This window comes from Flavobacterium panacagri, from assembly GCF_030378165.1.
GTDB lineage: Bacteria > Bacteroidota > Bacteroidia > Flavobacteriales > Flavobacteriaceae > Flavobacterium > Flavobacterium panacagri.
The window spans coordinates 2,303,855-2,317,245 of record NZ_CP119766.1 but is presented as its reverse complement, the minus strand read 5'-3'; the positions used below and the strand labels follow the sequence as shown (position 1 = coordinate 2,317,245).

Sequence of the window (13,391 nt, the reverse complement as noted above, 5' to 3'; positions counted from 1 at the left end):
TCATGTTTTTAGCCTTTTTTTGTGTTTTAGGAAAGAAAAGAAAGTTAAACCCGGTACTTTTCTCTAAAAAAATGCATTTTCTCGCCAATATTCTAATCCCTTTTAGTGTTACCAAAGTGTATTCATTCGAGAATAAATAACGCTTCAATTCAAAACAGCTTTCTTTCATAAAAAAACTTTTTTTTCGTTTTTTAATCCTTCCTTTTTGAATAATTTATCGAAAAACACAATATTTGTGTACGAAAAAAAATAAGTATGTTACAGCATAATTACTCAGGATTTATTCTAGAAACCGGAACAGATGAAGCAGGAAGAGGGTGTCTCGCCGGACCCGTAACCGCCGCCGCCATAATTCTGCCTGAAGATTTTGAGAATACAATTTTAAATGACAGTAAACAGTTATCTGAAAAAACAAGAGCACTTTTAAAGCCGATTATAGAAAAAGAAGCACTATGTTTTGCGGTTACACATTTATTTCCAGAAGAGATTGACGAAATAAACATATTAAATGCTTCAATGAAAGGCATGCAGGAGTGTATTCTAAAACTTAAACATGTTCCAGAGTACATTATTGTAGATGGAAACCGATCTATAAATGCCAAATTGGGACTTAAAAACACTTTTGGAAAACAGTTTTCTGATGATGAAATTGCATTATTAAAATCGATTCCCAATCAAAGTATTATAAAAGGTGATGCAAAATTTCTAAGTATTGCAGCTGCTTCGGTTTTAGCTAAAACGTATCGCGACGAATACATGGATCAAATTCATGAAGAATTTCCCATGTATAATTGGAAAAAAAACAAAGGCTATCCGACTACTGAACATCGTGAAGCAATTAAAAAATATGGTACAACAAAACACCACCGCATGAGTTTCAGGCTTTTACCGGAACAATTAAAATTAGAATTTTAGACATAAAAAAGACTTATCAATTGATAAGTCTTTTTTTTTATGCTTGTACTTTTTTTTTAGCTTACAAACTCAGCTTCAAATAATGCTGTAAAATGTTTGATGATTTTCGATTTTACTTCTTCCTCATCTACCTTTTCTACTCCAAGTTCGACGTTTAAAGAAGTTACTCCTTTTCCTCGAATACCACATGGAATAATATTATCAAAATATCCCAAATCGACATTTACGTTTAAAGCAAATCCGTGCATGGTTACCCAACGCGAAGCACGAACACCCATAGCACATATTTTACGTGCAAACGGAGTTCCCACACCAAGCCAAACTCCTGTCTCGCCTTCACTTCTCCCCGATTCTAAGCCGTATTCTGCCAAAGTAAGAATCATAGATTCCTCCAATAGACGTAAGTATTTATGAATATCAGTAAAGAAGTTTTCTAAATCAAGAATAGGATAACCTACAATTTGTCCCGGCCCGTGATACGTTATATCGCCACCACGGTTAATTTTATAGAAAGTCGCTCCTTTGGCTTCTAGTTGTTTTTCGTTTAATAATAAATTCTCAAAATCGCCGCTTTTACCCAAAGTATAAACATGCGGATGCTCTACAAATAATAAATAATTTGGCGTCGGCAGATCAAGTTCTTCCCTTCTGTTTTTGATTTTTAAATCGACTATGTCTTTGAAAAGTTCTTCTTGATATTCCCAGGTCGATTTATAGTCTTTATTGCCCAGATCCTGAAGTTGGATTTTTTTGTTCATTTTAATTATTTTTCAAACTCAACATCGAAGTTGAGTTTGTCTGGATTCTCCATATAATCCGTAAAAGAGTATTGAATTGTAATTGATTTTCTATCGTCGCTAAACAATGCATTTGGATTAGAGACTTTCTTAATCTTTTTTGGAAAATTATATTTTACAATGTAATTCGATGAAGCAAACATCATTTTGGTCATATCTGCTGTAGAATCTTTTTTAATCTCAGCCAGTTTCTGCTTGTCTATTACAGCTTTTCTTGTAAATTTCTTTCCGTCGTAAGTATAACTTAGTTTACTATTATTGTTTCCAAAACCACTTCCAAGCGGACTAGCATTGGCTGCACCTTCCAATTTTTGAAGTGCACTTATGGTTTGTAAAATATCTTGTAATTCGTTTACGTTTTTAAAGTCTGTTGCAAAGTTCATTAAAAACTGCTTTTTCTCTGAGCTCATTTTAGTACTCACCACAAAATTCTCCAATTTTTTTAGTTCTTTTTGAGCTTCTGGAGACAATTTAGCAATACTGTCTTTTTTCTCCTCAAATAGTTGTTTGAAAGTAAATGTCGAATCAATGTCTTTTTTAGCATCAGCTCCCATTTGGCTTCCTATTTGGTCGCCCGCCATTTCCATTAAAGCAGAACCGTCCATATCTACAGAGAATTTTCCTGTTCCGTTTTCATTAATCGTAATATTTTCAGTGAAAGTACAACTCGTTAATATTGCTATTAAAAAAGAAAAGCTTAGTAATTTGTATAGTTTCATAAGAGTACAATTTTTCATCAAAGATACGAAGTTTTTTAGGTTCTGCCCCGATAGTTATCGGGACTAAGATTCTAAGTTTCTAAGTTTTCGAACTTCCTTTTTTATTATTCCAAAACGACTTGGAGATTTGTCATTTCTGGATTGCGTAAACAATCTGACAATTTAAATTCTACTGTTAACGATTTTTTATCTGAATTGATAACCGCTTTTGAATTGGAAACTGATTTTATTTTTTTTGGAAAATGATACTTTAATAGATATGATTGTACCAGTTTTGAAGAACCATATTTTTTTTCAAAATTTTCACACTGCTCTTTTGCTTTTTCTAATTCTTCTTTATTTATAATCGAAACCGAACGTTTAAAAATTGTCCCGTCAAAATCATATTCTATTTTGAAATAATGATTTTCTGCCGTCAGGGCATAATTATGCTGAATGTCTGAAGCATAATCTTCTGTTTTAAATAAATCTGGAGTTTCTGAGACTTTATTAAAGTAAAGTGAAAAAACGGTTCGAAATTCTTTTTCGTAAGAACTTCGTTTGACATGCACTTTTACATTGGCATATTTTTGAAACAACTTTTGTTCTTCTGGAAGGTATTTTATAAAATTCTCCCTGTATTTTCCAATGTATTCTTTAAAAACATAAGTGGTATCCTGAAATACATTTTCTTTTGAATATTCTTCGCCTGCCAACTGCATATAACTGTTTTCTTCCCGAAACTGTTCTATTTCTATTGTACCGCTTCCGTCTGAATCGATTGTAAGTGTTTCTGTAATTTGACAGCTAGACACTAAAATTAGAAGTAATACAATTAATAAATATTTCATTTTTTGTAAAAGGTTTTGATTTTAAAAGATGCTAAGATAGCTAGTTTTACATTTAATTTTCTTACAATAAAAAGTTCTTCTAAAAACAAAATCTTCTTATCTAGCCCCGATAGAAGTGGAAATCCTTTTATGCCGGTGTTCGGCATAAAAGATTGCAACGGATAGCGGGACTAAAGGGTATTGAAATCCAATAAATTGCTGCTTCAAAAAATCTAAAATCTGCATTCTAAAATCTGCATTCTTTTCTTTATCTTTGCACACTTAAAAAAATAGCACAAAATGGCATTATCAGAACAAGAAATCATCAGAAGAGAAAAACTTCAAAATTTACGCAATCTGGGAATCAATCCTTATCCAGCTAATCTTTTTCCTGTAAATCATACTTCGAAGCAGATAAAGGAAACTTTTGAGGAAGGTAAGAAGGTTATTGTTGCGGGACGTTTGATGAGTGTTCGTGATCAGGGTAAAGCTTGTTTTGCTGAATTACAAGACAGTGAAGGGCGTATTCAATTGTACGTGAATCGTGATGTTTTGTGTGAAGGTGATGATAAAACATTATACAACCAAGTATTCAAAAAACTAACTGATTTAGGTGACTTTATTGGTATTGAAGGTGAATTGTTTACAACTCAGGTTGGTGCAAAATGTATTCGTGTTAACGGTTTTACTTTCTTGAGTAAAACATTGCGTCCGCTTCCCTTACCAAAAGTTGACGAAGAAGGAAATGTACACGATGCTTTTAATGACGCTGAGTTGCGTTACAGAATGCGTTATGTAGATTTAACGGTAAATCCGCAGGTTAAAGAAACTTTCCTTAAGAGAACTAAATTGTTCACTGCAATGAGAGAGTATTTTAACAATGCAGGTTATCTTGAAGTAGACACTCCGGTTTTACAGTCCATTCCTGGTGGTGCTTCGGCAAGACCTTTTATTACGCATCATAACTCGCTTGATATTCCGCTTTATATGCGAATTGCGAATGAGCTATACTTAAAAAGATTGATTGTTGGTGGATTTGAAGGTGTTTATGAGTTCTCTAGAAACTTCCGTAACGAAGGTATGGATAGAACGCATAATCCGGAATTTACTGCAATGGAAATATATGTAGCTTATAAAGACTACAACTGGATGATGGACTTTGCTGAAGGTTTATTGGAGCATTGTGCAATTGCTGTAAATGGCACAAGCGAAGTAACTTTTGGCGAGCACAAAATCAACTTTAAAGCGCCTTATGCACGTGTTACAATGACCGATTCTATCAAACATTTTACTGGTTTTGATATTTCTGGAAAAACAGAACAGGAATTGTTTGAAGCGGCGCGTGGAATGGGAATCGAGGTTGACGAAACAATGGGTAAAGGAAAATTGATTGATGAGATTTTCGGAGCTAAATGTGAAGGAAATTATATTCAGCCAACTTTCATTACAGATTATCCAAAAGAAATGTCGCCGCTTTGTAAAGAGCACCGCGATAATCCAGATTTAACGGAACGTTTTGAATTAATGGTTTGCGGTAAAGAAATTGCAAATGCTTATTCTGAATTAAATGATCCGATTGACCAAAGAGAACGTTTTGAAGATCAAATGCGTTTGGCTGCAAAAGGTGATGATGAAGCAAACGGAATTATCGACGAAGATTTCTTAAGAGCGCTTGAATATGGTATGCCTCCAACGTCTGGAATGGGAATTGGAATGGATCGTTTGATTATGTATTTAACTAATAATGCTTCTATTCAAGAAGTTTTATTATTCCCTCAAATGCGTCCGGAGAAAAAACAAGCTCAGATTGAACTTTCTGATGAAGAAAAATTCATTATTGACTTGCTTACCAAAAATGAAAATAGAATGGATTTAACGCAACTAAAAATCACAGCTAATTTAAGCGGTAAAAAATGGGATGCTTCTATGAAAAATTTATCTAAACACGGTTTAACTAAAGTTGTTGTTGACGGTGAGTTTAAATTTGTGGAATTGGTGGGATAATTTTTGTCTTATTTTATTACAAATACAACCCGATAGGTTTATAACTTATCGGGTTTTTCGTTTTATTTACATAACTTTGATTAATCAAAATTGCATTATTATGAGCACTTTAGAAATAAAATTAGAAATATTTGATAAACTAAAAAATGTCGAAGATATAAGTCTGTTAGAGAAAATCAGAAATCTTTTAAAAAATGCAGATACATCAGATGTTTATCAATTTGAACAATATGAACTGGATATGCTCAGAGAAAGTGAAGAAGACATAAAGTATGGAAGAGTTATTTCTCAAGAAGATTTAGACAAAGAAGATTTAGAATGGCTTTCAGAATAATTTGGACTAATACTGCAGTTAATCAAAGAAGAAAAATATTGAATTACTGGAACAAAAGAAACAAATCAAAAACTTATTCAAGAAAATTAGTTTCAGAAATAACACAAAGAATTAAATTTCTAGTTGATAATCCTGAAATTTACGTTAAAACCAGCTTTCCAGAAATCAGAACCTCAACATTGGGGCATTACAATATCTTCTATAAGTCAAACTCAAAAGAATTGATTGTTGTAGCTTTTTGGGATAATAGAAGAAATCCTAAATTACTTTCTAAAATTCTAAAAAGGTAATTTGAAACTTATAGTGCAATACTTCTTTAATGAATATTTTCCTCAGCTCTTAATTGACTAAAATTTATGAATGAAGAATCGAAAGCTTCTGGGTTAAAGAATTAAAACCGTAATCAAGTTGAACCTCTAAATAACAAACAACAATTTAATCCCGAAAATTATCTCATAGTAAGTTGCATCAATAATTACTTATGTAATGTAAAAAACGAATTACAATTAGTTCAATATTGAACACAGAATTGATTTTAATTTTACTTTTTTTAGCAAACAAATTACTACATTTGAAAAATAGTTAGACTTGATATCAAGTCTATTTATTTTTAACCCAAACCCATTAAATTAACATCTTTCAACCAATACTCTAAATGAAAATTAGAAAAATCTCCCCAAACGAAGACTTAGCAGCAGCAACAAACAAGAAAAAAGGAAATCGCTACAAATTTGTAATCATTGGTATTATCTTTCTCGCAGCAGCAGGATTTTTAGGATTTAAATATCTAAAACCTAAACCTGAAGCTGTTTGTTTAGGCACAGATACCAAAATCTACGATGCTTATAAAGACGCAGTTGTACTTATAAAACATAGATATGGCTATTTTGCTAAAATTAACGGGAAAGAATTTCAGCTTACTTCTGAAGATGCTAAGGAAGAGACCATTTACGGAACAGGCTTTTTTGTTGATACAAATGGAGACATGATAACCAATAGACATGTTTTAGAGCCATGGTCTTCATCAGATGAAGAAAGTGCTAAAGTAAATGCTACTATGCGAAATCTAAGAATGAAGATTGCTTCTATTCTTACTAAAGAGGTTTCTGCAGATGAATATGAAAGTTTTATTGAAAGAAATTGGACACATGCTTCCATCTCATATAATGAAGGTGAAGAAGAGGGAGATTATGACGAATCGGGTGAGGAAACTACTGAGTCAGCGGGTGAAGAATTTGTTAGTTCAAACGAAACAGAAACCGCTACTGATACATCATCAACAGATATTGCAGCATCAATTCCAGTAAAAGAATATGTTTCTATTGATGAAATTGAAGTATTTGTAAAAACCTTGGATATTGAAGTAGCTCTGCACGATTCTGATAGTGAATGGCTTAATTGTGAGGTTAAAAAAGTATCTGAAGACAGCAATGTTGATTTAGGTATTTTACAGCTGGCTGATCATAGAACTCCAGGAACTGTTAGCAACGTAATCGATCTTGAGAATGCTGTTGCAAACGATTCTACTTTAGCACCTGGTCAGAAAGCGATAATGGTAGGCTATCCTCTTGGAATGGATTTGGCACAAACCAATTCAGGTATAAAAGTACAACTTTACAATGGTCAGATAAGTAAAGAATCAGACGGCAATAAAATTCAATACAGCATAACTTCTACGCATGGTGCCAGCGGTGCGCCAGTCTTTAACGAATGTGGTCAGCTGATTGCAGTAAATTTCAGTGGAGTCGATCAGGTTCAAGGTATCAATTTTGGAATTGTGGCTAAACATATTAATTCTCTTTAATTTAAAAAAAGATCAAAAATACTTTTTTAAAACAAATGAATTTTCCTACGTTTATAGCCAAATAAAAAATCACGTTTATTAATCATGAATAAAATTTTTACTATTTGTGCACTACTGTTTTTTAGTGCCGTTTTTTCACAGATTCCAAATCTGGATGTCGAAAACCAGAAAAAGAATTCTGTAACCTTGCAGGATTTAAAAATCGAAACTAAAATTTTAGGAAATCTTGCAACAACAACTGCAACTTATATATTTTACAATTCTGGAGATAGAATTTTAGAAGGAAAACTTACTATTCCGTTGCCTGAAGGAGTAAGTGTAAGCGGTTATGCTTTAGACATCAACGGAAACTTGAGAGATGCAGTTCCTGTTCCAAAAGAACGAGCTAAAGAAGTATTTGAAAGTATTGAAAGAAGAAATGTCGATCCTGGTATTATTGAAAAAGTAGAAGGAAACAATTTCAGAACCAGAATCTACCCTATTCCAGCTAGAGGCAGCAGAACGATTCAGATTACTTATAATCAGGAATTAAAAAATACTGCTACTGATTATCTGTATTTTCTAAGTTTTGCCAATGCAGTCAGTATTCCAAAATTTAATTTAAAAGTATTGATTAATGAAAGTCTGACGACTCCTAAAATTACGGAAAATCCAGATGGAAGTTTTGCTTTTCAGAAAAAAGGAAATCAATGGGTAGCAGAAATCAGTAAAACGAATTTTACGCCAAATGAAAGTCTCAAAATAACGATTCCAAAAGTTAATGAATCTTCAAGTGTATTGCTTCAAAAAGCTTCTGATAATAAATTTTATTTTGCGGCAAGTGTTTCGATGAATTTCCCCGTAAAAGAAAAAGCAAAATCTCAAAAAAATGCTATTATTTGGGACAATTCATTCAGCGGATCAAAGAGAGATCATCAAAAAGAACTGGACTTTCTTAATGCTTATTTTTTAGAGAACAAGAACATTGCAATATCTTTTGTCCTTTTAAATAATATTCTCGAAAAAACAGAAGAATTTACTGTTTCTGGAGGAAACTGGAGTGCATTAAAAGAAAGAATTCTTAACCTGAAATATGATGGAGGAACTGACTTTGGTGCTTTAAAGGAAATACCGCAAATAGATGAATATCTTTTATTTTCTGACGGAATTTCAAATTTTGGCGATTTAACTTTAAAATTTAAAAAGCCTATCAACAGCATTACAAGCACGCCAACTTCTGATTTTAATCTGTTGAAACTTTTGGCTTCACAATCAGGAGGAAATTTTATTAATCTGAATGAATTAGACACGCAATCTGCTTTAAAAACATACAATAGACTTCCTATTCTATTTTTAGGTTTTAAAGAAACCAATACTGCTCAGGAATTGTTTCCAAATGTTGGAACTGCTGTAAACGAACCTGTCAATATATTTGGAATTTCAGCTCCTAATTTGGGTAAACTTACTGCTGTTTTTTCAGTAGGAAACAAGAAATTTGAAGTTCCTGTAGATTTCACTAACGCTGTACAAGTAGATAATTGGCCTATTGATCAATTTTGGGCACAACGAAAAATTAATGATCTTGAACTTAATTCGACTCAAAACAGCGATGAAATCAGAAACTTGAGCGAGCAGTTTGGAGTAGTAAGCAAAAACACCAGTTTAATAGTATTAGACGACATTAATGATTATGTACGTTTCGGTATTACTCCTCCTCAGGAATTATTGTCAGAATACAACAAAATCGTTTCGCAGAACAAAAGACAAATTTTAGAACAAAGAAAAAATCTGCTGTCTAAAGCTTTTGATAAAACACGTGAACTAACAACCTGGTGGAATTCTGAATTTAAGCCTACAGAAAAAAAACAATATCCTACAGTTTCTAAGCAGTCACAAAAATTGTCTTCAGAAGAAAGTGTTGTTAGCGATAACGCTGTATATTCCGCAGAAAGAGAGAGCAGGTCAAGCGATAAAAAAACATCCACTGGTAAAATAACTTTAGTAGATGTAGAAAGCACTCAAGAGTATATGAAGGATTTTCAGTCTTTACAATCTCCTGAATTGATTTACCAAAAATATCTTGAAAATCGTCCTAAATATGAAAAACAGGTAACTTATTATTTTGATGTTTCTAAACTGTTATTCAGAAAAGGAGACAAGGTGCTTTCTTTAAAGGTTTTAAGCACATTAGCCGAACTTGATTTAGAGAATGAAGAATTATACAAAACAATATCTTATCTATTGAAACAGAGAGGTAATTACGACAAAGAATTGTGGATTACCCAAAAGATTCTAGAATGGAGACCGTTTGATCCTCAAAGTCATAGAGACTATGCATTGGCTTTGGTTGACAATAAAAGACCTCAAGAAGCTCTTAATGTGTACAAATCTATGCTTTATCAGGAATATACGGATGAGATTTCTGTGAGAGATACTGGTATTGAAGAGATTTTGATCATGGAAATCAATAATATTTTGAGCCAAAATAAAAACGTTGATGCCAGCAAAGTTGATGATCGTTTAAAAGCAAATCTTCCTGTAGACATCCGTGTCGTTATTAATTGGAATAAAGACAATACAGATATCGATCTTTGGGTTACAGATCCGAGAGGAGAAGATTGCTCTTACTCTCATAGATCGACTGAAATTGGAGGAAGATTAAGTAACGATTTCACTCAAGGTTTTGGCCCTGAACAGTTTTTACTTAAAAAAGCGATCAAAGGGAAATATAAAATTAAAACTAACTTTTTTGGTGAGAGACAGAATGTTCTTTCTGGGCCAACGACCATAATGGCAGAAGTATATCTTCATTATTCTGATGGAAGACAAGAGCGAAAAATAGCTGTTTTCCAAAGTCAGAAAGAAAACAAACGTGAAAACGACAGTAAGATTCTAATTGGAGAATTTGAATTTTAGAAAATTTAAAATGAATAAAAATTAAGTCAAATTATAGAAGAGCTTCGTTTGAAGCTCTTTTTTTATGTAGAATAATATCTTTATATTTGAGTAAAATTAACACTATGGAAAATCTAATTTCAAGAATCACAATAAATCCTAACGTTTGTCATGGAAAACCGACTGTGAGAAATATGCGTTACCCTGTAGAAATGATTTTGGACTTACTTTCCTCCGGAATGGAATTTCAAGAAATCATTGAAGATTATCCTGCTCTTGAAAATAAAGACATATTAGCTTGTTTAGCATATGCTTCAAAACTAACTGATGTAAAAATATTAAGTAAGGTTGCATGAAGTTTGCTGTAGATGCAATTACCTTATGGACTGAAACTTTTTTTAAAAGACAATGGATTTGATGCAATTCACACAGACGATATGCCCAACATGGAGCGAACTTCTGATACTGAAATAATAAATATCTCTGAATTAGAAGATAAAATCATAATTACTAAAGACAAAGATTTTCTTGATAGTTATTTAATTTTTAATAAACCAAAAAAGTTAGTTTTAATAACATCGGGAAATATAAAAAACAAAGACTTTTTTTCTCTTTTTAAGAACAATTTCAAAACCATTATTGAATTACTTTCTAAACACTCTCTAATTGAATTAAGTAATTCTGAAATAACTGGCAAATAGATTATTAAGTTAAAACAAAGAACTACTTTCCCAACAAGTTTTAAAAACCTGTCGGGTTTCTTACTCTAAAATCATTTAGTTAGAACGAATACTTCTCTAACTTCTTAGAATTAATATCCAAAACCTTTGTACTTTCTTTTGGAACATTTCCTTTCGCAACTTCCTGAACGGATGGATTTGAAGGATATTTTCCACTTTTCATTTTAAGATGATGAAATTTCCCACCACTTTCAAATATCAAATCATAAAATTTTTCAGTTGAAGAAGTCATTACATAAATAGGAAAATCAGTTACAGTAAATTTATTGATTACATTTCCATCACTATTCAAAATATAACCAGAACAGCCTCCGCTTCCACAGAAATACGAATTTGAGAAACCGACGAAATATTCATTTTTATTGTCGTTATTCAGATCAAAAGCTTCATAATAAAAATACCGATTTTCTTTTGTCATTGACAGCAAATCCTTTTTCAAAAGAACATTCAATTGTTTACGAATCAAGGCTACAGCTTTATCATCTCTGGGTGGCGCATCGCTTAAATCTGCCGTTCCTCCAATGGTTTTCGATAAAGTATCCTGAACAATGGTTTTGACAATATTTTTTGAATTGTCTTTATTTTGACAGGAATAAAATGCTACGATTCCGACTAGAATTAGAATTTTATTTTTCATAATTTGATATTTTAAATCTAGATCTTTCTTTACAAGTAATTAAATTACGAAAAATATTCGACAAGCTAAACCCGACAGGTTTTAAAAACCTGTCGGGTCTGCCAATCTAATTCGATTTAGACCAACAACGCTGCTTTATTTTCAATATCATTTTGCGCCAATAAAGACTTAATATTATTAAAAGTCACCAAAGCAATCTGTGTCAAAGCTTCATTGGTAAAAAATGCCTGATGTGCCGTTACCAAAACATTCGGAAAACTCATTAAACGCTGAATGGCATCATCTTGAATAATATCTGCCGATAAATCTCTAAAGAAAAGTTTCTCTTCTTGTTCGTAAACATCTATTCCCAGATAACCAATTTTTCCTTCTTTCAAACCTTCAATAACTGATGAAGTTTCAATTAATCCTCCACGACTGGTATTAATGATCATTACGTTTTCTTTCATAAAAGAAAGCGAAGTTCTATTGATCAGGTGTTTTGTCTGATCGTTCAGCGGACAATGCAATGAAATTATATCACTCGATTTAAAAATCTCTTCTAAACCAACAAAAGAAACACCGTCTTTTATCATTTCTTCATTTTCTACAATATCATAAGCCAAAACTTTACAGCCAAATCCTAATGCTATTTTAGAAAATGCTTTTCCTATATTTCCAGTTCCAATAATTCCAATTGTTTTTCCAAATAAATCAAAACCTAATAATCCGTTTAAAGAAAAATTCTGTTCACGAACTCTATTATAGGCTTTGTGTGTTTTTCTATTTAAAGTCAAAATCATAGCCATAGCATGCTCTGCAACTGCTTGCGGAGAATAAGCTGGAACACGACAAACTTTGATATCGTGTTTTTTTGCTGCTTCTAAATCCACATTATTAAAACCAGCACAGCGTAAAGCAATAATTTTTACATTTTTGTCTGCTAATTGTTTGATTACTGTTTCGTTCACAATATCATTTACAAATACGCAGACAATTTCGCATTCTTCAATTAAAGCAACAGTCTGTGAATTTAATTGTGTTTCAAAAAAATCTAGCTGAAAACCAAAGTCAGCATTGTATTTATTAAAGAATGCTTTATCGTAAGGCTGCGTAGAAAAAAAAGCTATTTTATTCATAAATAATCCGATTAAATTCTCAGTCTAAAATTTGTTTGTACCTTAAAAATAAGAAAATATCTTCAATACTACAGCAATAAAACCATTAATCAACTACTTTTCAATCTGTTAAATAAATTATAAATCTAATCTTCATTTTAAACCTATTGAATTTGATAAAGTCTAATCAGAAACAATTAAAAAAACTTGAACATGAAAAAATTATTTATCGCAGCTATGCTATTTGTTGGAATAGCAAGTTTTGCACAAGACATGAACCAAAAGCCATCACGCGAAGGCAGAGAAAGAATGACTCCAGAACAGCGTAATGAGAAACAGCTTCAAAAATTGACAACAGAATTAAGTTTAGATGCCAATCAACAGGCACAAGTAAAACAACTTTTAGCTGACAGAACTGCTAAAGCTGAAAAATTTAGAGAAGCGAGAAAAGAGCAAAAAGACAGCAATACTAAACCAACTGCTGCAGAAAAAGCCGCTTTCAAAAAACAAATGGAAGATGAAGTCGCAGCAAATGATGCCAAAATGAAATCAATCTTAAAAGCCGATCAATACACCAAATGGAAAGCTTTACAAGAAGAAAAAAAAGACAAAATGAAGGATAAAATGAAAGAACGCAGAGAAGATAAAATCTAATTTGGCG

General features: G+C 32.2%; 14 protein-coding genes. 9 read left to right on the top strand and 5 right to left on the bottom strand.

Annotated elements, in window-relative coordinates; genetic code table 11:
• Nucleotides 1–255 precede the first annotated feature (255 nt).
• Nucleotides 256–915 (top strand): ribonuclease HII, encoded by a 660-nt coding sequence (gene rnhB / locus P2W65_RS10460; protein ID WP_289665414.1) that lies wholly within the window; start codon nucleotides 256–258, stop codon nucleotides 913–915.
• A 56-nt stretch (nucleotides 916–971) separates the two neighbouring features.
• On the opposite strand, the gene lipB is transcribed toward rnhB, so the two are convergent.
• From lipB to P2W65_RS10445, 3 genes are all read right to left on the bottom strand, one after another.
• Nucleotides 972–1,673, bottom strand: a complete 702-nt coding sequence (gene lipB / locus P2W65_RS10455; protein ID WP_289665412.1) for a lipoyl(octanoyl) transferase LipB — start codon at nucleotides 1,671–1,673, stop codon at nucleotides 972–974.
• 5 nt (nucleotides 1,674–1,678) lie between these two features.
• Nucleotides 1,679–2,431: a hypothetical protein gene (locus P2W65_RS10450; RefSeq protein ID WP_289665410.1), complete on the bottom strand. Its 753-nt coding sequence runs from the start codon at nucleotides 2,429–2,431 to the stop codon at nucleotides 1,679–1,681.
• Nucleotides 2,432–2,535: 104 nt separating this feature from the next.
• A complete protein-coding gene (locus P2W65_RS10445) occupies nucleotides 2,536–3,261 on the bottom strand; it encodes a hypothetical protein (protein ID WP_289665408.1) in 726 nt (241 codons plus the stop codon).
• A gap of 279 nt (nucleotides 3,262–3,540) precedes the next feature.
• Here P2W65_RS10445 and lysS point away from each other — a divergent pair, with 279 nt between their 5' ends.
• The 7 genes from lysS to P2W65_RS10410 all read left to right on the top strand — a co-directional run bounded on the left by lysS (nucleotide 3,541) and on the right by P2W65_RS10410 (nucleotide 10,957).
• Nucleotides 3,541–5,244: a lysine--tRNA ligase gene (lysS, locus tag P2W65_RS10440; protein ID WP_289665406.1), complete on the top strand. Its 1,704-nt coding sequence runs from the start codon at nucleotides 3,541–3,543 to the stop codon at nucleotides 5,242–5,244.
• 100 nt (nucleotides 5,245–5,344) lie between these two features.
• Complete coding sequence (locus P2W65_RS10435; RefSeq protein ID WP_289665404.1) at nucleotides 5,345–5,578, top strand: hypothetical protein; 234 nt, start codon at nucleotides 5,345–5,347, stop codon at nucleotides 5,576–5,578.
• Entirely contained in the window at nucleotides 5,563–5,868 is a 306-nt protein-coding gene (locus P2W65_RS10430) for a type II toxin-antitoxin system RelE/ParE family toxin (protein WP_289665402.1), read from the top strand. Before P2W65_RS10435 ends, P2W65_RS10430 begins: the two co-directional genes overlap by 16 nt.
• 365 nt (nucleotides 5,869–6,233) lie before the next feature.
• Nucleotides 6,234–7,382: a S1 family peptidase gene (locus P2W65_RS10425; protein ID WP_289665400.1), complete on the top strand. Its 1,149-nt coding sequence runs from the start codon at nucleotides 6,234–6,236 to the stop codon at nucleotides 7,380–7,382.
• Between the two features lie 84 nt (nucleotides 7,383–7,466).
• On the top strand, nucleotides 7,467–10,277 hold the full coding sequence (locus tag P2W65_RS10420; RefSeq protein WP_289665398.1) for a DUF2135 domain-containing protein: 2,811 nt from the start codon (nucleotides 7,467–7,469) through the stop codon (nucleotides 10,275–10,277).
• 104 nt (nucleotides 10,278–10,381) lie between these two features.
• The gene (locus tag P2W65_RS10415) at nucleotides 10,382–10,612 is read left to right on the top strand and encodes a DUF433 domain-containing protein (protein WP_289665396.1); all 231 of its coding nucleotides are present in this window, start codon (nucleotides 10,382–10,384) and stop codon (nucleotides 10,610–10,612) included.
• Between the two features lie 12 nt (nucleotides 10,613–10,624).
• Complete coding sequence (locus tag P2W65_RS10410) at nucleotides 10,625–10,957, top strand: DUF5615 family PIN-like protein (RefSeq protein ID WP_289665394.1); 333 nt, start codon at nucleotides 10,625–10,627, stop codon at nucleotides 10,955–10,957.
• A 79-nt stretch (nucleotides 10,958–11,036) separates the two neighbouring features.
• Here P2W65_RS10410 and P2W65_RS10405 read toward each other — a convergent pair whose 3' ends face one another.
• Both P2W65_RS10405 and P2W65_RS10400 read right to left on the bottom strand, forming a co-directional pair.
• Complete coding sequence (locus tag P2W65_RS10405; protein WP_289665392.1) at nucleotides 11,037–11,633, bottom strand: hypothetical protein; 597 nt, start codon at nucleotides 11,631–11,633, stop codon at nucleotides 11,037–11,039.
• 116 nt (nucleotides 11,634–11,749) lie between these two features.
• Entirely contained in the window at nucleotides 11,750–12,751 is a 1,002-nt protein-coding gene (locus P2W65_RS10400; RefSeq protein ID WP_289665390.1) for a 2-hydroxyacid dehydrogenase, read from the bottom strand.
• Nucleotides 12,752–12,943: 192 nt separating this feature from the next.
• On the opposite strand from P2W65_RS10400, the gene P2W65_RS10395 reads away from it, so the two are divergent.
• Nucleotides 12,944–13,384, top strand: coding sequence for a DUF4890 domain-containing protein (locus tag P2W65_RS10395; protein WP_289665389.1), 441 nt, complete (start codon nucleotides 12,944–12,946; stop codon nucleotides 13,382–13,384).
• Nucleotides 13,385–13,391 lie beyond the last annotated feature (7 nt).

Coding starts and splice junctions, on each gene's coding strand:
- P2W65_RS10400 (WP_289665390.1), bottom strand. CDS start 12,751: ATGAATAAAATAGCTTTTTTTTCTACGCAGCCTTACGATAAAGCATTC.
- P2W65_RS10395 (WP_289665389.1), top strand. CDS start 12,944: ATGAAAAAATTATTTATCGCAGCTATGCTATTTGTTGGAATAGCAAGT.
- P2W65_RS10430 (WP_289665402.1), top strand. CDS start 5,563: ATGGCTTTCAGAATAATTTGGACTAATACTGCAGTTAATCAAAGAAGA.
- lysS (WP_289665406.1), top strand. CDS start 3,541: ATGGCATTATCAGAACAAGAAATCATCAGAAGAGAAAAACTTCAAAAT.
- P2W65_RS10420 (WP_289665398.1), top strand. CDS start 7,467: ATGAATAAAATTTTTACTATTTGTGCACTACTGTTTTTTAGTGCCGTT.
- P2W65_RS10425 (WP_289665400.1), top strand. CDS start 6,234: ATGAAAATTAGAAAAATCTCCCCAAACGAAGACTTAGCAGCAGCAACA.
- P2W65_RS10450 (WP_289665410.1), bottom strand. CDS start 2,431: ATGAAACTATACAAATTACTAAGCTTTTCTTTTTTAATAGCAATATTA.
- P2W65_RS10445 (WP_289665408.1), bottom strand. CDS start 3,261: ATGAAATATTTATTAATTGTATTACTTCTAATTTTAGTGTCTAGCTGT.
- lipB (WP_289665412.1), bottom strand. CDS start 1,673: ATGAACAAAAAAATCCAACTTCAGGATCTGGGCAATAAAGACTATAAA.
- P2W65_RS10435 (WP_289665404.1), top strand. CDS start 5,345: ATGAGCACTTTAGAAATAAAATTAGAAATATTTGATAAACTAAAAAAT.
- P2W65_RS10405 (WP_289665392.1), bottom strand. CDS start 11,633: ATGAAAAATAAAATTCTAATTCTAGTCGGAATCGTAGCATTTTATTCC.
- P2W65_RS10410 (WP_289665394.1), top strand. CDS start 10,625: ATGCAATTACCTTATGGACTGAAACTTTTTTTAAAAGACAATGGATTT.
- P2W65_RS10415 (WP_289665396.1), top strand. CDS start 10,382: ATGGAAAATCTAATTTCAAGAATCACAATAAATCCTAACGTTTGTCAT.
- rnhB (WP_289665414.1), top strand. CDS start 256: ATGTTACAGCATAATTACTCAGGATTTATTCTAGAAACCGGAACAGAT.